The following is a 23846-nucleotide window of genomic DNA, read 5'->3' on the forward strand; positions in this document are numbered from 1 at the left end:
GTACATAACCCCTTCGGACTCCGAATCGTCCGCGACGACACGGCGTATCCAAACGCCCCGTCGCCATCTTCTTCGTATATATTCACAATCGCCGATCACTACTTAAGGCCTACGAACCACAGGTCCGAAGGTAGTCAGTGGCACACACTGATAGAGCAGTAATACCATCCTAACCGTAACAATTGGATGACAATAGCGGGCAAATTACGATCAGCTATATAAGCACCACACATCTGTCAGTAGGGTTACTCCCGAGCAAAGCATTATCCTTGCAGACGGCTCGCTGATAGATCCTCTCACTGTCTGAGTGATCAATATACCTCCCGCACGCGCGCCCGTTGCCAGAGCATCAAAGAGTAACGTGACGTGTCTTCTCGAGAGGCATATTCGTACCGCTGAAGGGAATCGAGAGTCTCGAGGACGCGATCGCCGACGAGGACGAGAAACGCGTCGACATGTGGACCATCAAGGAATGCCGGGAAAACGGCCTCTCAATCCGGTAAACCGCCGAATCCGTCCCGTTCGTCGCCTCGACCGTCTCGACGTATGAATCGAGTATCAGGACGGCGACGAGAAACGAGAGTGGGGTGAACACTTCGAGACGGTGATCGCATGACTGAGCGGCGGTGTTCACGTTCACGATCCCCCTATAGTACACTGAAGCCCACCAACAGCCTACCGCGCTCGCTCCCGATCGGGAGCGACGCGAGCGATGGGCGCGCAGTTCGTGGCCGGCGGCGGAGTATATATATCGGCGCGCCACGCGCGTGGCCCGCGTGAACCGTTCGAAGCGGATGAACTACTTCGGGACCGCCGTCGAGAAGCAAAGGGACGAGAAGCGCCGCTTCGATCTCGAGTGGGCCAGCTGGCACGATACGAGGTTCGGCAACGGAACGCCCGTCGAGAGCAAGTCGACGATGCCCGAGCACGCCGATGAGCAGCCCGGGAACTGGAAGATGTGCCGTGAGTATCACGAGAAGCGCAGGCGTCACGACGGCTGGTACTGTTTCATCGTCTATCGAGTGCATGGACGCTCCGGCTGCACAATCCTACGTGATCAAATGGTCCGCTCGAGCGACGAACCACTGCTCCGGTGGCACAGTGGCGGTGATCACCGCGGGGCCGAGCAAGCGAAAGGGTCGATTGACACTATCTTCTGAATAAGCGATTCTACTCCGCCTTAATCACCTATTTCCCTCGAATCGGTGTATGTCATGAAAACTGATCATTAGATGTCGTCTGACACACGTCATTAGAGGAACGTCTGGTTTTATGTGGCAGTTCCTGACATCGGAGAACGTGCAACCGACTCAATCACTCAGTCTGAAGATTGTAGAAAAAATTGCCGAACGGGAAGAGATCGAACCGGAAGAGCTCCACCCGCCGATCCACGTCGCGATTAACACGGACGCACTCGACTCACTCTACCAAGCGAGTGATTCCGAGAAGAATCCGTCTAAAGTCGAATTCGTCTACAGAGGCTACACGGTGACTATCGATAGTACAGGCGATGTGAATATCGAGAAACGCGTAGCGGCCTTCGATCCCGATAAAACGACAGTGTGACCCACTCTGAGCCCCAGGGCTAAAATTCGATCTCTTAGTAGTCGGTCCCAACGACTGTCTCAGTAGTGACTTCGAAAGCCACAGTTCGAGTCGAAAGTGTCTCGGCGATCTTCTGGTGCTGTCGAGGACGGCCATCGTCTGCGCATCGTGCCAAGTGGCGGTGTGATCGGTCACGAACTCGAGCGCGTCGACGGGCTGGACGATTTCGGCCTCGAGCGCTCGCGGCTGGCCATCGAACTCTCGAGTTCTGACGTTCGAGAAACTCAGTCGCACGTAGGTGACACAATCCGATCACCTAATCTCAATCCGGGCGACGACGTCCGCGAAGTGATGCTCGACCAGGAACAGGCCGAGGTGGTCTTGGACTACCTCGAGCGGTACGAGTACGCGTCGCTCCCGCACGTCACGCTCGCGCTGCTCTGGCACACGATGATGCGGCTGGGTGCGGCGCAGTCGCTCGACCTCGGGGACTACTCTCCGGAGGCTCAGTGCCTGACCGTCGAGCATCGACCCGAAACCGGGACGCCGATCAAGAAGGGGTCTCAGGGCGAGCGACTGGTTGCGCTGTCGGGGGAGCTGTGCATGCTGCTCGGCGACTGGTACGCGATCAGCGGCCGGACGTGACCGACGCACACGGTCGCGAGCCGCTCGTCGCGAGCGAGGAGACCGCGCCTGCAAGACGACTATTCGACGGTACTGCTACCAGTACACTCGACCGTGCGTCATCGGACAGGAGTGCCCGCACGACCGCGATCCGGAGACGTGTGAAGCGACCAACGACGGCGAGTTCTCCAAGTGTCCGTCGAACGCTAACCCGCACGCGATTCGGCGGGGGAGTATCACGAACCACCTGAACAGTGACGTTCCGGAGACCGCCGTCGGGGATCGGGCGAACGTGAGCCAGCGAGTGCTCGAGATGCACTACGACCAGCGAACCGAGAAGGAAAAGATGGAGCAGCGGAGGGTGTATCTGGACAACATCTAACGACCGTGTTCTCAACACGGGAACACGAATCGATCCCCATTCACATCCCGTCCCGAGCGGGAGCGACGAAACTGATTCTGGACCAACGCGTCGATCGACCTCAGGTCTCGAGACCGGCGATAATCAGCGCGTGGTCGCTACAATCGACCGACTCGTAATAGCACCGACTCGGACGGAGCGACAACGAAGCGAAGACGTGGTCGAACCGTTTCGATTTCCAACTCGTATCCTTCACGCCGATCTCTCCGTACCCGTGGCCGTATCGAAACGCATCCACCATGTTCAGATGACCGAGTCCTTTCAGGACGTTGAACTCGGCACGCGCCCACCTGTCTCGAACGTCAGCGTCTTTGTCGTAACCGAACGGAATCGCTTGGCCGTCCGGAAGTTCGCGTCGAAGCGGATTGAAATCCTTCAGTCGATCGGTAGATATATTCAGTGTAACGCGTTACAAGAGATGTAACGTATGGCTGTCGAAGTACGACTACCGCTCCCGGACGAGCAGGTCTTTCGGTACGCGGCGATGGACGAGGCTCTCGAGATACTCGTCCGCAACCCGACCGAGGAGTTCTCGAACCGCGATCTCCAGCGGCTGACCGGGTACGGCGGTCCCAGCGTCTCGAAGGCGCTCTCCCTCCTCGAGGCGATGGGACTCATCGTCAGACGCGACTCCGGGAATCGAACCCTCTACCGGATCGACGAGCGCCGACTTCGCGACGCCGACGACCCGCTTCTCGAAATCCCTCAGGCGGAGTTTCGTGAGCCGCTTGGACGACTCGTCGAACGAGTGGACGACGAAGTACCCTCAATCGCTGGAATCCTCTGCTTCGGCAGCGTGGCACGGGGCGAGGCGGACCGCGCGAGCGACGTCGACGTCTTCGTCCTCATCGACGAGGACGAAGACCCGGTTTCGGCGCGACGAACCGTCTCGGACGTCGTTCGCGATCTCGAGGAAGAGCCGATCGACGGCGATCGGTACGAGTTCGAGGTCTTCGTCGAATCACCCGAGAGCGCCCGCAAGCGCGGCGAGGATTTGCGCCCAATCCTGCAGGAGGGGATTCCCCTCGTCGAGAGCGAGACGTTCCGGCGGGTGAAGCGCGACGTCTTCGGGGTGGACGGATGACATCGAAGGACCTCGAGGCGGCGCTCGGAGACGCCGAGGATGCGTTCCAGAGAAGACCCGAGAACCCGGAGATCGGGCTCGAGCACGTCTCCGATCCGGCCGTGCTCCAGTTGCGGAAGTCGTGTCGCCTCCTCGACGCCGCCGGTTTCCTCCTCGATCGGAACGGCCACTTCACTGTCATCATCGAGAGTTCTTTCGTCGCGATCGAACGCTCGATCCAGTTCTACGTCGAGGAGAAGGGGTACGACGTCGCCGGGCAGCGCCACACCGAAGTCTACGAGCTGGGAGTGCGAGCAGGGCTCTTCTCGCGGGACGTCGCCGAACGGCTCGAGGAGCTCTGGATCGAGAACCGGTCGGAGTCGTACTACCGGACCAGCGTCGCCGGCGAGTACCGGGCGCAGACGATCTACGAGTTCGCGGCACAACTTCACGACGAGATCGTCCAATTGACCCGAACCCGGGATTGCCTCTGCGAGTGACCGCAACCATCCCCCTAAGTACGATGAGGGGACCACGGTCCGGCATGCGTGTTGAGGACGGGGACGAGTTCGTTACCAGATTAAATTATGGTCTAATCGTCACCAGCATTCTGAAAATGAGAGATATAGGCGGTATATCTCCGGATTCCGTTGACTCAGAATCGTGCAGTTTCTAGATGGGCCCTGACGGATTCGAACCATCGACCACTCGGTTATGAGCCGAGCGCTCTAACCAGACTGAGCTAAGGGCCCTCCAATCGGGAAAAACCGTGCGCGGTAATTAACGTTTGCTGTCCGGTTGCTCGAGAGCAACCGGACCCGGCGCCTACGCAGTCAGCGCCTCGAGTTCGTCATCACTCAGCTCGGCCTCGAGTGCCGCCTCGCTGTGGGAATCGAGGATTTCCTCGCGCTCCTCGGCGTCGAGGTCGGTCACGGATTCGAAGTGGTGACACATAGCAGTCGAATACACGTGCTTGTGCTCAATAAAGGCTGTTACAGGGGATCTGACTGTTCATCTCGCTGTCTCAGGACGAACTCCCGCGGATGATCGCATTTCCCGTCCGTAGTTACAGGCAGTCCGCATCTCGAGGAGAAAACCGCCGCTCGAGTACCGGAGCCCTGGTCGAGGGTCGCGGCCGGAGCTCGGAAACGCGGCTCGCCTACTCGTCCTGATACTCCGCGAGCGTCTGATCGGTCGCCTCGGTACGGTGACGCGTCGCCAGTCCCGCGAGATGGGGCGATTCGGGGACGATCAGCTCCTCACAGGCGGTTTCGCAGGCGCTCCGGCTCCCGGGGAGGCAGAAGACGGGCGTGTCGACGGCGATTCCCGCTGTCGCGCGCGAGGCCATCGCTCGCGTTCCGACTTCGTCCCACGAGAGCGAGCGAAACAGTTCGCCGAAGCCCGGCAACTCGCGCTCGAACAGTGATGCGGTTGCCTCCGGAGAGACGTCGTCGACGGTGACACCGGTGCCGCCCGTGGTGCACACCACGTCGATGCCGCGGCGTGCAACGAGGCCCCGGACGGCGGTTCGGATCGCCGAGTAGTCGTCCCGGACCAGGAGCCGTTCTCGGACCTCGTGGCCACCGGCTTCGAAACAGTCCTGAATGGTGTCTCCGCCCGGATCGTCGGGATCCTCAGTGCCCGCGCGAGAACTCGAGACAGTGACGATCCCAACGAAGAGCGGGTCGATGATATCGTGTCCGTGGTGGTCGGTACTCCGTCGGTCGTCGCCGTCGCTGGTCATGTGTCTACGTCACTGGCGAAGGACGATAATCCCTCTCCCGAAAACCGGTGGTCGAACTCTCGAGTGCAATTCAATCTCGGCCGCAACCCAGCCAGTTACGGCAGCCGGCGGTCCTCGAGTTCCTCGTCGCACGCCGTTCGCTCGAGTCGAAGGGATTCGCCGCGGAGTTCGGTATAAAGCGCCCGAAACGAGAGATCTTCGGCAGAGCTCACCACGGAAGTGAGGATGGCTCTGAAGACGGCTCTCCGTGGAAATCAATCGAATCGAAATCGAGAAGCGCCGAAGCCAGGACTCGAACCTGGGACAACCTCGTATCTGCGGCGGACAGGCAGTACCTGAGTCGCCGTAACAGCGAGGTGCTCTACCATCTGAGCTACTTCGGCCCATTATCTGGTAGTCGGGTGTATTTGATAGGGCTTTCGTTTTCCCTGCTCCGGGTTCGATACTCTTTCACGCACCGCTCGAGTATGCGTTCCTAATGAGCGAGGAGGATGCCGACAGCGCGGACCACGGTTCCAGCGGTCAGTGCGGAAACCGCGCTGACGACGGTGACGAGCCCGATAATCGAGAGCCGGATCACGATCTCGAGCGAGTCGTCGCCGAGATTCGAGCGCAGGTCACTCCCGCCGACGACGAACGCGCGCGGCTCCGAGCGGTCGCCGACCGGCTCATGGATCGAGCCGAGGCCGCGGCGACCGACCTGTGTGCCGACGCCGATGTCTTACAGGTCGGCTCCACCGCCAGAAACACCTGGACCAGCGGTGACCGCGACATCGACATCTTCGTCCGATTCCCGTCGCAGCTCGACCGCGAAACGCTCGAGGAGTACGGCCTCGATGTCGGCCACGCGACCCTGCCCGAGGGCCACGAGGAGTACGCCGAACATCCCTACGTCAAGGGGACGGTCGAGGGGTTCGACATCGACGTCGTCCCCTGTTTCCGACTCGAATCGGCGACCGAGATCCGTTCGGCGGTCGATCGGACGCCGTTTCATACCCGGTACCTCCAGCGACGACTGGACGACGACCTCGCCGCGGCCGTCCGCGTCACCAAACAGTTCCTCAAGGGGATCGGCGTCTACGGCAGCGACCTCCGAACCCGAGGATTCAGCGGCTATCTCACGGAGCTCCTCGTCTGCGAGTACGGCGGGTTTCGGCCGCTGCTCGAGGCCGCGGCCGACTGGCAGCCACCGGTCGAACTCGACCCCGAAGAACACGGTCGTGCGCGCGAGACGGCTGCATCGTCTCGAGAGGAGTCAGTCGGCGACACTGGCCTTCCGTTCGACGATCCGCTGGTCGTCATCGATCCGACCGATCCCGAACGCAACGTCGCCGCGGTCTGCTCGGCCGAGAACGTCGCTCGCTTTCAGCACTACGCCCGAGAATTCCTCGCGTCCCCGCGAATCGACCACTTCGAACCCGACGATCCGAGGCCGCTGTCCGAGTCGGAGCTGCGCGAACACCTCGAGCGCCGGGTCACCACGCCCGTCGCCGTCCGTTTCGACGCGCCGGATCTCGTCGAGGATCAGCTCTATCCGCAGCTTCGAAAGTCGCTGGCGGGCATCACGACGGGACTGGACGATCGCGGCTTCGACGTCTTTCGGGCGATGACGATCGCTGACGAAAGCGCGGTCGTCTTCGCCGAACTCGCGGTCGACGAGCGGCCGGCCGTCGAGCGCCACGAGGGACCACCGGTCCACGTCCGCGACCACGCGACCGGCTTCTACGAGTCCTACGCGGACGACTCCGACGCCTACGGTCCCTTCATCGAGGGCGACCGCTACGTCACCGAGCGCGAGCGCGCGTTCACCACCGCCCGCGCGTTCCTCGAGAGCGACCGCCTCTTCGACGTCGGACTGGGTGCACACGTCGAGACGACGCTCGAGGACGAGTACGACGTACTGGTCGGATCGGAGATCACGGCGTTGCTCGCCGAATTCGGCACGGAGCTGCGAACGTACTTCGAACCGCGGCCCTGATACGGACTGCTGTCAGTCATTTCCGGCGCGGCCGCGATCCAGCCTGCGGTCGCACCGGTACATCGTTACAGCAGACCGTATGAGGAGCGCAGCGTCACGCCACTGCCGGGATCCGGTTCGTCAGAGATCGTTCAGGTCTACGTCGAGATCGTGGGCCTCGAGCACGTCCTCGAGGGCCGATTCGGCAGTGTCGCCGGGTTCGTCGTCGGGCTCGATCGGTTCGCGACCGTCGAAGGTCTCGTGGACGAGTGCCACGCTGTCGGCAAGCACGTCCAGTCCGTAGCCGCCCTCGAGGACGAACGCCAGCGCGGCGTCGATATCGCCGGCGAGGGACCGAATGCGATCGCTCATCAGCGCGTAGGCCTCCGTCGAGAGTCGGATCCGCGAGATGGGATCGTGACGATGGGCGTCGAAACCCGCGCTGATGAGGAGAAGATCGGGATCGAACGCGGTGAACGCGGCGGTGATCGGCCCGTCGACGGCGGCCAGATACTCCCGGTCGTCGGTACCGGCTGGCATCGGGATGTTCATCGTCGTCCCGTCGCCGTCGCCCTCGCCGGTCTCGTCGACGTCGCCGGTCCCGGGGTAGAGCCCCTGCTCGTGGATCGAGGCGAAGAACACGTCGCCCCTGTCGTAGAAGATGTCCTGCGTCCCGTTGCCGTGGTGGACGTCCCAGTCGAGGATCGCCACCCGGTCGACGTCGTAGGCGTCGTGATCGAGAGCGTACTGGGCGGCGACGGCGGCGTTGTTGACGAAACAGAACCCCATCGCGTCGTCGGAGACCGCGTGGTGGCCCGGCGGTCGACCGATCGAGAAGGGGGTGTCACGGCCCGTATCGCCCTCGAGCGCCGCCTCGGCGGCCCAGCAGGCGAGCCCGGCGCTCTGGCAGGCCGCGTCCCAGGTTTCCTCGACGGCGGCGGTGTCGGGATCCCAGCTCCCGCCGCCGTCGGCACAGAACTCCCGAACGGACTCGAGGTACTCGCGGCCGTGGACGGCCGCCATCGTGTCGAGTTCGCACGGATCGCTCTCGACGTACGTGACGCCGTGTTTCTTCTTCAGCCGTTCCCGGATCGCCCGTAACCGGTCCGGCGACTCCGGGTGGCGCGAACCGGGATCGTGTGCGAGACAGAGCTCGCTGTAGCCGAACTGCATCTGCTCACTCGAACAGCGAGAAGTACGTCTCGATGTCGTCGTCGGTGATCGTCCGCCGGTCGGCGTGGTGTGCGAGAGTCGCGGCCGCCCGGGCAACGTTGTCCGCGTAGTCCTCGAGGATATCGGCGAGGGCGACGCGGGCGTCCATCGAGACGCGATAGCGATCGTCGATTTCCAGCCTGGCGATGCGATCGACCGGCGCGACCGGGAGTTCGAGGTCGTCCTTGTCGACGACCGCTTCGACGCCGAAATCCTGCGCCATCAGCGTCTTCCGGCCGTCAGCCGTCGCCTCCTCGGCGGCGTCGATTGCGAGTTCGCTCCCGTGTTCCTGAATCCGCGTTGCGAGTTGCTTCGACGCGTCAGCACTCACCCGAAGATTGCCTGCGTTCCGCCGGATGATCGTATCCACCGGGGCGAACGGGAGTTCGACGTTCATATCATGATAGGCGAAGCTAACTCCCTTAACGCTTTTCCTAGGCGGCCGATGAGGTTGCTCGCCGCGTCAGAACACGTCGTTTGCGTCGAGGCGGCCGTCGCGGACGACCCCTCGGGCGGTTACCTCCTCGCCGAGGCCGACGTCGGCGTCGGTCGCGACGCTCATGGTCGTTTCGCCGTCGTCGAGTACGATCGGATCGCCCGCCTGCACGACGACGCCGGTGAACTCGCGTTCCTCGCCGTCGGACGGGTCATCCGAGTCGGTCTCGGCGTCGGCACTGGCGCTATCGTCGGTGGCGTCGCTCGAGGCGCTCGAGGCGGTGCTCGCACCGGCATCGCTCTCGCCCGCGTCTCCGTCGTCACCGGCGAAGGCAGAGAGGCCGGCGTTCTCGTCGCTCGAACCGTTCGTATCGCCCTCGGACTCGCCGGTGTCGGACGAGTCGGACTCGAGGACCGTGATCGTCGACTGCCAGCCCGCGGAGGCCTCGAGATCGTCCTGCCAGCCGTCCTGAATCTCAACGTCGCCGAGTGCGACCTCGTCGCCCGGGCCGATGTCGATGTCGGCTTTCTCGCCCCAGAGAGCGACGCGGATGTCGTCGGTCGCGTCCTGAACGCGGATGTTCCGGACCTGTCCCTCCGAGCCGTCGTCGCGGTCGAACGTTCGCTTGGGATCGGCCGAGCGAACGACGCCAGCGATGTCGACCATCTGATCGATCTCGAGATCCTCGATCGGTGTGCTCTCGGGGACGTACTCGACCTCCTCGTCGACTTCTTCGACGGCACCGCGGTTGCCGACGTGGAGTTCTAGCTGTCCGTCGCGGTCCTTGACGTAGCCGTCGATCACTTCGACGGTCGTCCCGGTCTCGAGTTCAGTTGCGAGATCGGCCTGCTCGTCCCACAGAGTCACGCGGATGCGACCGGTCGAGTCGCCGAGGACGAGGTTCGAGACCTTCCCCTCCGAGCCGTCGTCGCGGTCGAACGTCCGCACGCTGTCGGTGTCCAGAATCAGTCCGACGAGGTTGACGTTCGAGAGACCGAGCGAGAGGTCCTCGACGGTGTACGTATCGGAGACTTGCACGTCGATCTCGGTATCATCGTCGGGTTGGACGTCGTCCACGCTGATTTCGACGCCGGAAAAGCCCTCCTTGGGTCGGCCCTTGATGCGCAGGACCTGTCCCTCCTCGAGTTCCTCGATGGCGGCCTGGGCGTGGTCGTCCCAGAACGCCGCTCGCACGGAACCGGTCTCGTCTGCCACCTCGACGTTGACGACCTGCCCGTCCTCGTCCTCGCCGTCGCGCTCGAACGTGCGCACCTCGCCGATCGAGAGCACCTTGGCGACGAACTTCGCCTCCTCCATCCCGGGTTCGATGTCGGCGATGCCGCCGACCTCGCTCTCGCCGACTTCGTGAGCGATGAGCATCGCCGCCGTCTCCTCGTCCGCGAGTCCCCCCATCTGCTCGACTTTCGCCTCGACGGCCTCGCGAAACTCCTCGAGAGAAACGTCGGCCTCGAGGTCCTCATATACGCCCTCGATGTCGCTCATTCTATGCTCGTGCATGGGTAGCCTGCGCATAAGCGTTATCCATTCGGTATCCCAGCGTGTCGCGCCGTCCGACAGAGACGCGGGATATCCGTGTCGTACCCGGCAGTTTCGATCCGTCGGAAACGACTCGTCCGGACCGCGCGGCGACGGGGCTCGCACAGGAGATCATGCGTCTCACTGGCCGCGCCCTGTTATATAAACGTCAGTGTGGCCGTGCGCGAGCGAGGAATCGTTCAGAACGCCGATTCGACGGCGAAACCGGTTAGAAGTACAGCTCGTCGATCCTGTCCGCCGTTCGAATGGCCAGCGCCTGTCCGGTGTTCGTTGGATTCGGCCCGCCGAGGCCGTTCGCGAGCGCGCTGTGGTCACCGACGAACAGCCGGTCGACGTCGGAGGCCTCGCAGTTCTCGTCGACGACCTTCCCCATCCGCATCGAGCTCTGCATGTGCAACAACAGCGGCGGCGCGTCGGCACGGTGGACGTGCTCGGCACCGGCGGTCTGCAGGAGTTCCGCGGCGGTCGTCGCGAGCCGACCGCGGCTATCCCACGGCGCGTCCGGTTCGGCTTCGGTGTCGAAGGCGTAGCCCGCCCGACTGAACGAGTAGCTCTGGAAGGCGGCGATTCCCGGCGTCCCACCGACCATCTCGAAGCAGCCGACCCCCGACTCGTCGTACCGCGCGGCCGCGTTGTGGCCGACGTAGGGATCGATCGTCCGCTGCCCGGTCAACTCCTCGAACGTGTCGCCGTCGAAGGATCCGACGACGAAGTCGAACCAGTGCGTGGTCAGTCCCGCGCCGACCCACCCGTTGTCCGGCAGGCCGGAGTTGAGCCACAGCCGCGGGGTCTCGACGCAGCCGGCGGCCATCACGACCGCGTCCGCGTCGATCGAGCCGATCTCGCCGGACCACGTGTCGCGGTACTCGACGCCGGTCGCCTCGAGACTCCCCGCGAACGACTGCGTTCGCACGTTCGTAACGAACGTGGTAGGCCGGATCGTCACGTTACGTGTCCCGCGTGTGCGGATCCGCCTCGAGCTCCTCAAGACCGGTCAAACCCAGTGCGGTTACCGCTGGTAGTCTCGATAGCGACGCGACGCCGGCACCGCCGATCCCGCCGAGTACCGACCGGCGGGAGATCGTCTCGTCAGTATCGTCCGCTCGTGTCATTTCACTTATATTTCCAGTACATTTCTAATTAAATATTTCCATTATTAAGGATAAGATAGTAAGTAAGAGGTCGAAAAATATCACTTGACTCGTCCGAGAGAGGACGATGGGGGAAGATCGGTGAACGAACTCGAAGAGCCACAACTGACGCCGCAACGACCGCGAAAGTCCGGGCCGGCAACGGGAGCCTTTCGAAAGGGCTTTAATGTCCACGCAGTTACGAAGAGATGAGTCCTGGTAGGGTAGTGGACTATCCTCTTGGCTTGCGGAGCCAGGGACCGGAGTTCAAATCTCCGTCAGGACGTTTCTGTCGACACCAAACCGCGAGCGACGCGTGGCGCGTTAGCACCACGAAAAGCGAACGGCGAAGCCGTGAGCAGCGAGCGTCTGCTATCGAAACACGCGGGCTATCAGTTCGTCGCGAAGATCGGTCTGGCGACGTTCTCGTCGAAGCTCTGTGAGATGGCCGGGGTAACGAGCTGAGATCACCCACATATCGGCGGGGTATCCTGCGCTTCTTCGTGAGCGCGTCCGTCCCTTCCACCTGCACGCGGATGAACAACAAGTGACACCAATCAATTCTGGAATCGTCCCGGCAACTCCCTGAATGCGCGCGCTGCCGCTCTCAGACGGCGATCGGTGACTGTTGCAGATATGAAACGGAATGAAATGGTATGTTTCTCATATGAACTGGTTTAATTGTAGAATATATATGATAGCTACCGCACCGTAGAAATGTGTGCTCAGAAACACAAGACGGCGGTTCTTGATGGGATGTGCAACGACTGTCACGGCCAGTGGCGTGTTCGCAGGGTCAGCGAGCGCAGCTTCGACGACCGACGCGGAAGGTGAGCTCCCGCCGCAGCCGCCGGAGGCTGTGGCAGGCTGGTCCGCCGCTCGAGGCGGATACGGGAACACGGCCGCGGTCGGCTCCGACCACGGGTTCGGCGACGGGTTTAATCTCGACGCTCTCGAGGTCGACTGGACGTCCGACGCCGGGGGATTGCCGGTCGTCGACGACGGTATCGTCTATCTCTCGGTGGAGGGTGCGGTGCACGCGCTCGATGCCGCCGACGGATCGCTCGAGTGGCAGAGCGAGGACGTCGGTGCCAGCGAACCGCCGACGGTCGCGTACGGGACCGTCTTCGTGAGCGGCGAGCGGGGCGTCACCGCGCTCGATGCCGCGAACGGGGACGTTCGATGGCAAACTTCGGTCTCCGACGCCGACACCGATTCCGACACTGACGAAACCACTATCTCACCGCCGACGGTCGCGTTCGAGCGGGTGTACGTCTACGCCGACGGCGGGCTGTCCGCGATCGACTGTGAGACCGGCGAGATCGACTGGCGTCGCGACTCGGTCACGGTGACCGTCGGCGATCCCTGGGAGGAACAGGACGAGGTCGACCGAACGATCGAGGGGGGAGTGGCGGCCACCGACGAGCGCGTCTTCGCGCTCGCCGAAGCGGGAACGATCGTCGGTCTCGATCCGCTGACGGGCGAGCAGCGGCTGACGATCGACACGTATTATTACTACCTGTACGACCTCGTGGCAACCGACGAGCGGGTGTTCGTTCGAACCGAGTCAGAGGAGGTCGCCGCCTACGATTCGGCGACCGGCGAGCGCGAGGAGGGATGGGGCGGCGGGATTCGCCGACTCGCCGTCCGCGGGGAGACGCTGGTCTTCGTCACGCGATACGAACTCGTCGCGATCGACCTCGAGAGCGGCGACGAGCGGTGGTCCGTGGGGAAGTACTCGCACAGTATCGGCGATCCCGTGATCGCCTGCAACGCGGTCCTCGTCAGCTTCGGAGTACAGGGCGGCGAGTACGAAAACTCGCTCGTCGCTTTCGATCTCGACGACGGCGTCGAGCAGTGGGTCTTCTCGCGAACGGAGAGCGCGTTCGTTGGAGGGGAGTGCGTGGTCGCCGATCGAACGATCTACATCGACGACGGCGGGCTGACCGCGATTCGCGCAAACGAGGACGAACGCGACGAGGGAGACGAGGAAGCGGCGGGAGACGCGGGAGACGACGAACGCGGTGAAACCGACGAAACCGACGATTCGGATTCGAACACCGCGGCCGAGGTGCAGGACGAACCGAACGAAACCGAGGAGGGCGGAGAGACCGATACTCAAAACGAGAGTGACGGCTCGAAAACCGACGGAGAGCAGCGAATCCTGTACACGCTACGGACGATGTGGAGCTGGGTAGCGTAGCGAGAGAGGGTTGGATCGATACCCCCAGCGGGGCCGGTATCGTAGCCACTGAAACGACTTTCACACTCGAGCCCACCTCGAGCCGGCGCGATCGCTCTCGAGGGTGAAACCGGGTGAGAGGAGTAAGCCCCCTTCTGTTCGGCCCGGCATTCGGCTGAGCGTCCGCGCCGTCCGCGGCGAGGCCGCGGAATGTTCGGGCTACCACGGCGCGGACTTGCACCGGTGAGGATTCGCCGTTCCATCGATCCTCGGCCGTCTGTGTGCGGTCAATCGCGCCGATGGCGCGATTCGTGGATTCGAACCACGCATCGCGACCGCACACGGCTCGCGGCTTCCGCCGCTCGCCTCTCGGCGGTTCTCGCGCCAAAGGCGCTCCGAACCGCCCGTTCGGCGGTTTACACCGCCTCACGAATCGTGGCCGCGAAGCGGCCACGCGTTCCCTCTGCGGGTCAACTCCCCTTCCTCTCGGTCGGGTTCGCGCGCATCATCGGTCAGGCCGAGACGTGTCGTTTCTGTTCCAGAGCCAGCGGTCTCCCGCTCCGGACTTGCGTCCGGTCACCCGCCCGAACGGGTGGGGGGACTTTCCTCGCGAGCGTTGCGCGTCCCGAAGGGACGGGCCACGCCAGGTGGTCGCGCCGTTGCCGGCAGGACCATCGCGGCAGCCAGGCTCTCTCTCCCACCGTCTCTTGGGGCGTCGGTCGAATAAGTCCCCCGGTCGGAAACACAAAAAGAGCATCGTCACGAATGGAAGCGTTTTAGGACGACTATCCCCTTGTCCATCTGTATGTCCCAGGGACAGGGCGTCGACCTTTCCTACGAGGACGGTGCGCGCGCGGTCGAACTCGCGCGTGAATCCGTCGACTCCTACGTACGACACGGGCAGCGAGAACAACCAGGCAGCATGCGCGAGGCCTTCTACGAGCGGACCGGTGCGTTCGTCCGCCTCGAGTCGACTCGCGGCCGGGGGAGCCTGCGGGGCTGTGCGGGTGGCTACCACTCGGACGACCAGCTCGGCCACGTCATCGTGGACGCGGCGATCGAGGCCGCCAGCGAGGACTCCTGTGGCTCGGAAGTGAGCCCCTCGGAGCTCCCGAACCTGACGGTGTCGGTCTGTACCGTCAAGAACGTGCTGCTGACGGACGACCCGCTGGCCGATCTCGAGCTCGGCACCCACGGCGTCGCCATCGACGGCGGCGGCGAAGGCGGCTGGATGTATCCGACGGTACCGGTCGAGAACGACTGGAGCGCCCGCGAGTATCTCGATCGAACCTGCCGGAAAGCGAAGCTCTCGCCGGGTGCGTGGCAGAACGACGACGTCATCGTCACGCTGTTCGAAGGCCAGGTCTTCCGCGAGCGAAAGGCCGACGGCAGCATCGAAGAAGTATAACGCTGGACGGATTCGGTTCCGTTATTTTCCCCGCCGAGCGACCGCCCTATCGACGGGGCGACCGGAGGTATCGGTCCTTCACTCCCCGCGAGGGCTGATTCACGTGTCCGCTTGCGACGGCTGATTCTGCTCTGCGAGTTTCACCTCGAGCAGGTTGTTCAGCGCCATGAACACGTCATGAACCGTGAACCAGCGGACGAACATGGTGACGTGGACGACCAGTGGTACCGAGAGTATCGAGCGCTACAGGAGAAGGGGAAACGTACAGAACCCGCCGATTGCGAAGACGATGCAGAGACGCATCGCGAGTCGGGTCGCGATTTCGGAATGCGGGGCAACGGTTGCGGAGGCCATCGGTGACTCTCCATCAGTCGCCGTGAAAAATTCAACTATAATATGTGAAGAGGGCACTCGAATTCTGGGCCGGCTGATCGGCTACTGATCGACCCCGGGCGTCGACCGGTCGAAGCCGACTACCTCGGCATCGGCCAGACACCGGTCGGTCGCGTCCGCGAGATCGAACTCGCGGACGATCTCGCCGTCGCGGATCAGCGGCTCGAGCAGCGGTTCACCATCGCTCGGCCCCTCGCGGTCGGCGAGGGCGACGTGGTGGCCGCCGTCGGCGGTTCGGTAGACCTCCTTGACCCCTGAGAGTTTGCCGCGTTTGGAGATCGGTTCGCCGTCGTCGTCGGACGCAGTCCGGCTGCTCGAGGGATCGTCCGATCCCTCGCCGATTTCCACGATATCGAGACTGAAGTCGACCGAGTCGGCACCGGTGATGTGGCTGCCGACGCCGAAGCCGTCGGCGACGTCGCGCAGCGGGCGGATGGTTTCGGGCTCGAGGCCGCCGCTACAGAAGATGTCGACGTCCTCGTGACCGCGGGCGTCGAGTTCCCAGCGGACCTCGCGGATGATGTGCCGGAAGTCGCCGCGCCGGGAACTCGTGGTATCGATACGAACGCCGTCGAGATCGTCGCCGAGCGTCTCGGCGGCCAGCAGGCTCTCGCTCTTCTCGTCCCAGAAGGTGTCGACCAGCGCGATCCGGGGCACCTCCTCGCCGACGGCCTCGTCGAACGCCGTCCACGCCGCGGCCTGGTTTCCCTCGCCGAAGCAGAACATGAGCGCGTGGGGCATCGTTCCGCCAGCCTCTCGGCCCAGAATCTCGCCCGCCGCGACGTGAGAGAAGCCGTCGAGACCCGCGAGCAACGCGGCTCGCTCGACCGTCGTCGCGATCGAGGGATGGACGTGACGCGCGCCGAAGGAGAGGACGAGCGACTCGGGAGCCGCCAGTCTGGTCTCGAGCGCGGCCGTCGCGAACCCGCTGGGCTGGGACAGAAAGCCGAGCAGGGAGGTTTCGAGTTCGGCGAACTCGAGGTACGGGCCCTCGACCCGGAGGACAGGGCCGCCGTCGAACAGCTGACCGTCGGGGAGCGCGTCGACGTCGACGGCGCGGCCCTCGAACAGCGTCGCCACGTCTTTGACGCCGGTAAACACGTCGAACTCCCCGGTCGGGAACTGGTCGGCGGTGACTTCGGCGACGACGCGAGGGTTCTTGCCCGCGTGCTCGAGCGTCGCCCGCGTGCGCTCGAAGTACGCGTCAGTCGCGTCCCCCTCGAGAATCGCCGCCGCGGGGACGGTTCCGAACGGATTTGACATATCACCGGTTTCCCGCGGGAGACAAAAAAGCTACCCGTCTGCCGGCGCGCGCGACGTCTTCGGTGGCCCGTCCGGCGACGCCGATGCGGATCGTGGCGACGCATCGACTGGAGTCGATTCGGGGATGTCCGTCGACTCGAGGGACGCCGCGGGCTCGCGGGCAGCTATAGACCCGTTTCGGTTCGAGCCCGATTCGACGGGGTGGATCGCCTCGAGGTCGTCGACGGTCGGTGCGCCGGTGATTTCGACCGTCTCGCCGGTGACTGAGACGCGATACGCGCCCTCGAAGGGATCGCCGTCGGAGATCCGGTAGACACCGTTTCCAGCAGTGTCAACCTGTTCGGCCCCTCGGTTCGCGAGGAGCTGGCGGTACGCATCGGCGAATTCGGTCGCGTCGGCGCGGCTCTCCCAGGCGAGCCGCCAGACGTGGCCGGTCTGGCCGGACTCGTCCGTCTGCTGGTACACGTGGATGCTATCGCCGGCCCAGCCGGCCGTCGCGGGATGCGAGTAGTCGTACTGCGAGCGGTCGGTCGCCCCTTCAGTGAGCGGGCGATCGATGACGCCGTTGGCCCAGAGCGTCGCAAACAGCGTAGCCTCGCCGATCGTCTCCGTCCGAATCTCGCCGTCTCCACCGTCCGTTATCGGTCGCCACTCGTCGCTCGAGCGGTCCGCGATCGAGACGTCGACCGGGTCAGTGCCCGGATAGCGCTCCGGATGGATCAGCTGGGCGGTGCTTCGGGGCGGATCCTCGTGGGCGGCGGCGACGGCGTCCCAGCCGCCGCGCTCGGAGAGGTCGGTGACGAACGGCGGCCCCTCGGCGTAGGGCGCGTAGATCGAAAGGAAGAGCCCGGCGTTGAACGGGCGATCGGCGAGCGTCTCACCCCCGGCCGTCCGCGGCTGTACGGCCGGCAGACACTGCCACTCGTCCCCGCACCGGCGATCGTACCGATCGGGAACGACGCTCGCCTCGCCCTCGAGCAGGCCGTTTTCGGCGCGGATCCCGTCGATCGTCTCGCTCTCGCGAGCGATACCGAACCGTTGATCCTGCAGCGCGTGGGTCAGCTCGTGGACCAGAGCCCGCCGGTTGATCCGGATCTCGTCAGTGTCGTCAGTAATAATGACGATCCGGCCGTTCACGTAGTAGCCCTGAATGGAATTGCCGTAGAGATCGTCGAACGCGCGATTGACGTCCGTCTCGCCGTCGACGAGGAACGCCCCGCGCCAGAGCTCGTTGCTGAACGCCGACGCGTTTCCGGTCCCGTTCGATCGCCGGTCGCGGTACTCGGCGCGGCTCATCACCTCGAGGTCGACGTCGCGGTCGTATTTCAGTCCGCGGACGACCTCGATCCGGGCCATCGAGCGGTATTTCACGGCCTCGAGTTGCGCCTCGGTGAGGCCGTCGCTCGCGTCGAATTCGAAGACGTCGTCGTGGGCGTAGTCGCCGACGTGCCCGAGTTCGCGGTCCGTGTCGAACCCGTCGGGGGAGCCGGGAAGCGCACAGCCCGAGAGCACGACCAGTACGACGACGGCGAACAATCGGCCTCGGCTCATTGGCTCATCGTTCGCCGTGGCCGTGAAAGCGGCATCGATCGGCCGGCAGCGAAAATGCGGTGTCGGTCAGTATCGAGGACGGTGCGTGGATCGTTCGGTACCCCGGTCACTGTCGGTGGCGGGCGACGGCGAACCAGGTCGCAGATCCGAGCAACGCGATCGCGATTGCGCCCACTGCGGCCGTTGCACCGAAGCCGGGTACGGGAATGGGAGTTGTTTCAGGTGCCGCACCGGTTTCGACGTTCGACAGCTCCGCGACCGACGGGGCGCGAACGATCGTCACCGCCGTCCCGTTCCGCTCGAGGGAGTACGCGCCGGCGTACCCGCCGTCGTCGATCACGAACGTGTCCCGGTGACCGGCGACCGCCTCGGCACCGTGGTTGTCGAGTAATTGGCGGTAGCCGTCGAGGAACTCCTCGGAGTCCCCGGCCGACTGCCACTGCGTTCGCCAGACGTAGCCGGCCTCGCCGGCCGCGGCGGGGTCGCTCTCGTTGTCGATCTCGTCGCTGGTGTAGATGACTAACTCGTCGCCGGCCCAGCCGTCGGTAGCGGAGTGGTCGTAGTTGTAACTTCCTTCCTCGCTGCCGAAGAGTTCGCTGGCGCTGATCACCGACGACTGGCTCCCGTCCATCGCGTCGGCGGCGAACATCGCGACCATCCCCGCTTCACCGACGGTGTCGTTCGCCGCCTCGCCGTCGACGGAGAGCTGTCGCCAGCCGTCGCTCGAGCGGTCGGGGACCGAGACGTCGGTCGGTTCGCGCTCAGAGCCGGGGTGGATCACGGCAGACGTCGTCGCGGGCGGGTCGTCGTAGGCCGCGTTGACCGCCGACCAGCCCTCGCCCTGCCGGCGCAGGTGGTCGACGTAGGCGGGACCGTCGCTGTAGGGCTGATAGACGGCGAAATAGATGCCCCAGTTGACGTCGAGGTTTCCGGTCTGCTCCCCGCCGCTGGGGCTGAGACAGTCCCACTCGGAGCCACACCGCGCCTCGTACTCGCGTTCGACCCAACTGGCGTCGCCTTCGGCCAGCCCGTTACCGGCCAGTTCCGCGTCCTGCGTCGAGCCGTTGAGCCGCGACAGGTTGAAGCGCTGATCCTGCAGCGCGTGGACGAGTTCGTGGCCGAGCGTCAGCTCGTCCAGTTCGGGCGTCTCGGGGTTCTCCGAGACGATGACGATCTCGTCCGTTTCGGGGTCGTAGTAGCCCTTGACGGCACCGCCGTACACCGTCTCGGTCGCGTCGGCCGCCGCCGTCTCCCGACCGACCGTGAACAGCGCCTCGTAGCCGACGTTCTGCTCGAGTCGTTCGGCCGCGGTGTCGTTCGCGAAGCGATCCTCGTTGTTCTGCCGATAGGTCTCGCGAGAGATCACATCGACGGCGACTTCGTCCGCGAACGTCATGTTGCGGATCATCTCGACGCGGGCCATCGCTCGGTAGATGATGGGATCGAGTTCGTCGTCGTCGACGACCGCGTTCGACTTGCTGTCGACGGCCAACTCGTCGTCGTACCAGTACCCTTCGACGTAGCCGACGGTGTCCTCGGTCGAGGGGTTCTCGGGACGGGCGTCCTGTGTCGCAGCCACCGCGCTCGAGGTCGACTCGAGGGACGAGGACGGCACGGGCTCAGTCGGCGTCGTAGCGGTGCTATCGGGAGACGCAGCAGCGCTCGCCGCCACTACGGGGCCAGCGAGGCCGCCGGTCACCAGCATCGCGGTGAGGACGACCGTAAGCAGGGCGACGACCGAACGGGGGCGCGTTGGCTGCATTTGAGGTGAGTAGGTATCCGTTGGAATGGAACTGTAAAAAGTACGACGGTTGTACCGCCCGGAATCCGACGAGCGACGACGGTGTCTCGAGGCGCGTCAGTCGTTGCCCCCTAATGCCTCGGAGTCGTCGTCGGCCAGCGCTTCGGGCGAGGTCGGCTCGACCGCGGGCTCCGTTCCGAGCGGTTCGACGCGGACGTTCGTCACCTTGTACGCCGGGATCTTGCTCCGCGGGTCGAACTCCTCCTTGGTTAACCTGTTGACGGCACCGTGGATGAAGTGCATCGGGACGAAGAGGACGTCCGGCCCCGACGTTTCCTCGACGTTCGCCCGCACGACGATATCGCCCTGTCGGGACTCGACGCGGACGTACTCGTCGTCCGCGATACCGAGCCGGTCGGCCGCCTCCGGATGGATCGTGACGAAGCTCTCGGGCACCTGCTTCATCGACGCGTTCCCACGGCGCGTCATCGACCCCGTGTGCCAGTGGTAGAGCACCCGTCCGGTAGTGAGCGTGAACGGGTACTCCTCGGTCGGTACCGGATGCATCTCGTCGGCCGCCTCCGACGGGACGAACCGCGCGAGCCCGTCGTCGAAGTTGAACGCATCCTCGTAGAGGTACGGCGTTCCGGGATGGTCCTCGTCCCAGCACGGCCACTGGAGGCCGTCCTCTTTCTCCTCGAGGCGGTCGTAGGTGACGCCGCCGTAGATGGGCGTGAGGTCGTTGATCTCGTCCATCACCGCGGCGGGGCTCTCGTAGTCCCAGTCGAACCCCAGCCGACCGGCGAGGGCCTGCAGGATGGCGGCGTCCGTCTGCGCCTCGCCCGGCGACTCGACGGCCGGTCGGACGAGCTGGATCCGCCGCTCGGTGTTCGTGACGGTGCCGTACTTCTCGGCCATGGACGCCGCGGGCAACACCACGTCGGCGTGCTTGGCCGTTTCAGTCATGAACAGCTCCTGGACGACGAGGAAGTCGAGCGCCGCCAGTGCCTCCTCGGCGTGCTGGATGTCGGGCTCGGATTGGGCGGGGTTCTCGCCGACGATGTACATCCCGTGCAGGTCGGTGTTCTCGGGGGAGTACCCCTCGTCGGCGGCGGGGTCGTCGGTGCCGCGTTCCGCTTCGCCGTCCTCGGGATAGTCGCCGCCGTACGCGTCGGTTCCCTGCTCGCCCTCGACGGTCTCCTCGACGCCCGGGATGGCGCTGAACATCTCGGTCACCCGCAGGCCGACCTCGTCCGGCGGCCGAACTCCCCACGAGTCCTCGAATTTGTCCAGCACGTCGTCGTCGGTGACGTCCTGGTACCCCGGGAGATTGTTCGGGATCGGACCCATATCGCCACCGCCGCCCTGAACGTTGTTCTGTCCCCGGAACGGCGAGAGGCCGGATTTGGGTTTGCCGACGTGCCCGCAGAGCAGCGCCAGGTTGGCGATGGCGAGCGCGTTCCGCGTGCCGTGTGCGTGCTGGGTCAGCCCCATCGCCCAGCCGTAGACGCAGGTGTCCGCCGTCGCGATGGTCTCGGCCGCGTTCGTGAGCTCCGCCACCGGGACATCGGTTACCTCCTCGACCCGCTCGGGGGTGTACGGTTCGACGGTGTCCTTCAGGTCGTCGAAGTGTTTGGTGCGTTCGTCGACGAACCCCTCGTCGTAGAGCCCCTCCTCGATGATGTGGTGCATCATCCCGTTGAGCCAAACGGTGTCCGTGCCGGGCTTGGTCCGGCTGTACTGGTCCGCGTGGTCCGCGATGGTCATCTTCCGTGGGTCGAACACCACCAGATCGGCACCGTCGCGGACGTTCTGGACGATCCGCGTCGCCAGCACCGGGTGGCTCTCCGTCGTGTTCGAGCCGGTGATGAGATAGCAGTCGGTCTCGCCGATGTCCTCGTTGATGCGATTGGTCATCGCGCCGTAACCGACCGTCTGCTTCAGCGCGGCGACGGTCGAGGAGTGACAGAGCCGCGTGCAGTTGTCGACGTGGGGCGTCTCGAGCACCTGCCGGGCGAACTTCTGGGCGAGGAAGTTCTCCTCGTTGGTCGCCTTCGAGGAGGAGGTCACCGCCAACGAGTCCGCGCCGTACTCGTCGCGGATGTCGGTCAGACGGTCGACGATGCGATCCAGCGCCTCGTCCCAGGAGGCCTCGCGGAACTCCCCGTCCTCCTCGATCAGCGGCGTCGTCAGCCGCTCGTCGGAGTCGACGTAGTCGTAGCCGAACTTCCCCTTCACGCAGGTCGAGAAGTCGTTCGCCGGCGTCTGGTCCGGATCGGCCGGGCGGACGCCGAGGACCTCCTCGCCCCTGCCGTACAGCTCGAACCGGCAGCCGACGCCGCAGTAGGTACAGGTCGTGTCGGCCACTCTGATGTTGCGCTTTCGAGCGCCGCTGACGACCTGTGCGGCGTCGAAGAGCTGTCCGATCGTCATCGACTTCTCGGCGACCGATTCCGCCGCGTGCTCGACCGTCCCCGTGGCGCGATCTACCGTCTCGACTGCCCGTTCGCTCGCGCGCTCGGAGAGCGTCGACGCACGCTGCTTCGACTTCGCCATGAACTCCGCGACGCCGTCCAGTTCCGTGGCGTCCGGCAGGGTCTCACCGTCGCCATCCGGCCGATCCGCAGCGGCCGACTGGCTCTCGGCAGCCGGCTGGCTCTCGTTGGCCGATCGATCCTCGAGCGCGCCCCCGCCGAACTCCGGCACCTCGCGGTTCGGCGCGTCGGCCGTGTCGGCCGTCTCGAAGGGGCGTCCCTCCTGTACCTCGCCAATGGAGACCTTCTGCGTAAAGCCCGGGAGCGGGATGGTCGTCGCGTCGACGAGCCCCTCTTCGACGAGCGAGCCGGTCGGGCAGACGGTGACGCAGTGCCCGCAGGAGATGCACGTCGAGTCCTCCATCGTGTCGGCCTCGGGCTTCTGGAAGTCGATGTGGACGTCGTCTCCCTTCCCGGACATCCGGAGGACGCCCGCGTTCTGGACGTCGTTGCAGGCCTCGACGCAGCGGTTGCAGAGGATGCACTTGTTGCGATCGATCTGGATGACCGACGTGTCGTCGATGGGGGCGTACGCGTCGCGGTCGTCGAACACGCCGTAGCGCGGTTCGTTCACGCCGTGGTCGATGGCGGTGTCCTGGAGCTCGCAGCGGCCGTTCTGGCCGCAGGTCGTACACCGCAGGTTGTGATTCCCGAGCACGAGGTCGAGGTTGACGTCCCGCGCCTCTTCCGCGTCGGGCGCGTCGGTGGCGACCTCGAGGCCGTCCTCGGCCGGGAAGCTACACGCCGGCACGGTACCGTACTCGTCGGTCTCGACCATGCACGTTCGACAGGTGCTTCGCGGCCCGATCTCGTCCGACTGTTCGGTGTCGCGATCGTAGTAACACAGCGCCGGCACGTCGGCGTCCGTGTCGACCGTCTCGAGGGCGTCGATGAGCGTCGAACCGGGTGAGACGGCGACGGGCTGGCCGTCGATCGTCACGGTCGTCATCTCGTCGCTCTCGACGCCGACGTCGGGGTCGTTCGCGGTGCCGGTGCGGAAGTCCTCGGTCAGCGGGGTGCTCGAGCGCGGGTCGGCGACGACCGGCGATCGATCCCCGGCGACCGTCTGGCAATCGATTCCCTCG

The 23846-nt window shown here is 64.6% G+C and carries 19 protein-coding genes, 3 tRNA genes and 1 other RNA gene; 10 read left to right on the plus strand and 13 right to left on the minus strand.

Annotated elements, in window-relative coordinates; translation table 11 throughout:
* Positions 1–776 precede the first annotated feature (776 nt).
* From PGX04_RS24165 to PGX04_RS24185, 5 genes are all read left to right on the plus strand, one after another.
* Positions 777–1160 (plus strand): PD-(D/E)XK family putative nuclease, encoded by a 384-nt coding sequence (locus PGX04_RS24165; protein WP_273740838.1) that lies wholly within the window; start codon positions 777–779, stop codon positions 1158–1160.
* Between the two features lie 112 nt (positions 1161–1272).
* Positions 1273–1566, plus strand: coding sequence for a HalOD1 output domain-containing protein (locus PGX04_RS24170; protein WP_273740839.1), 294 nt, complete (start codon positions 1273–1275; stop codon positions 1564–1566).
* Positions 1567–1713: 147 nt separating this feature from the next.
* Positions 1714–2190 carry a site-specific integrase gene (locus PGX04_RS24175; protein WP_273740856.1) on the plus strand — a complete coding sequence of 159 codons (477 nt, stop codon included), beginning with the start codon at positions 1714–1716 and terminating at the stop codon, positions 2188–2190.
* 827 nt (positions 2191–3017) lie between these two features.
* Positions 3018–3674, plus strand: coding sequence for a nucleotidyltransferase domain-containing protein (locus PGX04_RS24180; RefSeq protein ID WP_273740840.1), 657 nt, complete (start codon positions 3018–3020; stop codon positions 3672–3674).
* On the plus strand, positions 3671–4153 hold the full coding sequence (locus PGX04_RS24185; RefSeq protein ID WP_273740841.1) for a DUF8154 family protein: 483 nt from the start codon (positions 3671–3673) through the stop codon (positions 4151–4153). The genes PGX04_RS24180 and PGX04_RS24185 overlap by 4 nt, the downstream gene beginning before the upstream one ends.
* A gap of 177 nt (positions 4154–4330) precedes the next feature.
* On the opposite strand, the gene PGX04_RS24190 is transcribed toward PGX04_RS24185, so the two are convergent.
* The 3 genes from PGX04_RS24190 to PGX04_RS24200 all read right to left on the minus strand — a co-directional run bounded on the left by PGX04_RS24190 (position 4331) and on the right by PGX04_RS24200 (position 5780).
* Positions 4331–4405: transfer RNA gene (locus tag PGX04_RS24190), tRNA-Ile, on the minus strand.
* Positions 4406–4812: 407 nt separating this feature from the next.
* Positions 4813–5397, minus strand: coding sequence for a MogA/MoaB family molybdenum cofactor biosynthesis protein (locus PGX04_RS24195; RefSeq protein WP_273740842.1), 585 nt, complete (start codon positions 5395–5397; stop codon positions 4813–4815).
* A gap of 277 nt (positions 5398–5674) precedes the next feature.
* A tRNA-Asn gene (locus PGX04_RS24200) sits at positions 5675–5780 on the minus strand.
* Between the two features lie 95 nt (positions 5781–5875).
* On the opposite strand from PGX04_RS24200, the gene cca reads away from it, so the two are divergent.
* Positions 5876–7375 carry a CCA tRNA nucleotidyltransferase gene (gene cca / locus PGX04_RS24205; protein ID WP_273740843.1) on the plus strand — a complete coding sequence of 500 codons (1500 nt, stop codon included), beginning with the start codon at positions 5876–5878 and terminating at the stop codon, positions 7373–7375.
* A gap of 120 nt (positions 7376–7495) precedes the next feature.
* Here the strand turns inward: cca and PGX04_RS24210 are convergent, their stop codons facing one another.
* From PGX04_RS24210 to PGX04_RS24230, 5 genes are all read right to left on the minus strand, one after another.
* Positions 7496–8527 carry a histone deacetylase family protein gene (locus tag PGX04_RS24210; RefSeq protein ID WP_273740844.1) on the minus strand — a complete coding sequence of 344 codons (1032 nt, stop codon included), beginning with the start codon at positions 8525–8527 and terminating at the stop codon, positions 7496–7498.
* A 4-nt stretch (positions 8528–8531) separates the two neighbouring features.
* Complete coding sequence (locus tag PGX04_RS24215; RefSeq protein WP_273740845.1) at positions 8532–8963, minus strand: histone; 432 nt, start codon at positions 8961–8963, stop codon at positions 8532–8534.
* A gap of 66 nt (positions 8964–9029) precedes the next feature.
* Positions 9030–10505, minus strand: coding sequence for a single-stranded DNA binding protein (locus tag PGX04_RS24220; RefSeq protein ID WP_273740846.1), 1476 nt, complete (start codon positions 10503–10505; stop codon positions 9030–9032).
* 262 nt (positions 10506–10767) lie between these two features.
* Positions 10768–11505: a GMC oxidoreductase gene (locus PGX04_RS24225; protein WP_273740847.1), complete on the minus strand. Its 738-nt coding sequence runs from the start codon at positions 11503–11505 to the stop codon at positions 10768–10770.
* Between the two features lies 1 nt (position 11506).
* Entirely contained in the window at positions 11507–11671 is a 165-nt protein-coding gene (locus PGX04_RS24230) for a hypothetical protein (RefSeq protein ID WP_273740848.1), read from the minus strand.
* A 231-nt stretch (positions 11672–11902) separates the two neighbouring features.
* On the opposite strand from PGX04_RS24230, the gene PGX04_RS24235 reads away from it, so the two are divergent.
* Both PGX04_RS24235 and PGX04_RS24240 read left to right on the plus strand, forming a co-directional pair.
* Positions 11903–11975: transfer RNA gene (locus PGX04_RS24235), tRNA-Arg, on the plus strand.
* A 465-nt stretch (positions 11976–12440) separates the two neighbouring features.
* A complete protein-coding gene (locus PGX04_RS24240; protein WP_273740849.1) occupies positions 12441–13892 on the plus strand; it encodes an outer membrane protein assembly factor BamB family protein in 1452 nt (483 codons plus the stop codon).
* Positions 13893–14003: 111 nt separating this feature from the next.
* Here the strand turns inward: PGX04_RS24240 and rnpB are convergent.
* An RNA gene (rnpB, locus tag PGX04_RS35080) (RNase P RNA component) lies at positions 14004–14570 on the minus strand.
* A gap of 106 nt (positions 14571–14676) precedes the next feature.
* On the opposite strand from rnpB, the gene PGX04_RS24250 reads away from it, so the two are divergent.
* Positions 14677–15279: a TIGR00296 family protein gene (locus PGX04_RS24250; protein ID WP_273740850.1), complete on the plus strand. Its 603-nt coding sequence runs from the start codon at positions 14677–14679 to the stop codon at positions 15277–15279.
* 184 nt (positions 15280–15463) lie between these two features.
* Complete coding sequence (locus PGX04_RS24255) at positions 15464–15721, plus strand: hypothetical protein (protein WP_273740851.1); 258 nt, start codon at positions 15464–15466, stop codon at positions 15719–15721.
* Here PGX04_RS24255 and PGX04_RS24260 read toward each other — a convergent pair.
* From PGX04_RS24260 to PGX04_RS24275, 4 genes are all read right to left on the minus strand, one after another.
* Positions 15715–16935: a nicotinate phosphoribosyltransferase gene (locus PGX04_RS24260; protein WP_273740852.1), complete on the minus strand. Its 1221-nt coding sequence runs from the start codon at positions 16933–16935 to the stop codon at positions 15715–15717. The genes PGX04_RS24255 and PGX04_RS24260 overlap by 7 nt on opposite strands.
* A 30-nt stretch (positions 16936–16965) precedes the next feature.
* Positions 16966–18486, minus strand: a complete 1521-nt coding sequence (locus PGX04_RS24265) for an Hvo_1808 family surface protein (protein ID WP_273740853.1) — start codon at positions 18484–18486, stop codon at positions 16966–16968.
* Positions 18487–18592: 106 nt separating this feature from the next.
* Complete coding sequence (locus PGX04_RS24270) at positions 18593–20248, minus strand: Hvo_1808 family surface protein (RefSeq protein ID WP_273740854.1); 1656 nt, start codon at positions 20246–20248, stop codon at positions 18593–18595.
* Between the two features lie 96 nt (positions 20249–20344).
* A complete protein-coding gene (locus PGX04_RS24275; RefSeq protein ID WP_273740855.1) occupies positions 20345–23839 on the minus strand; it encodes a molybdopterin-dependent oxidoreductase in 3495 nt (1164 codons plus the stop codon).
* Positions 23840–23846: the final 7 nt, after the last annotated feature.

This window comes from Natrinema soli, assembly GCF_028618695.1.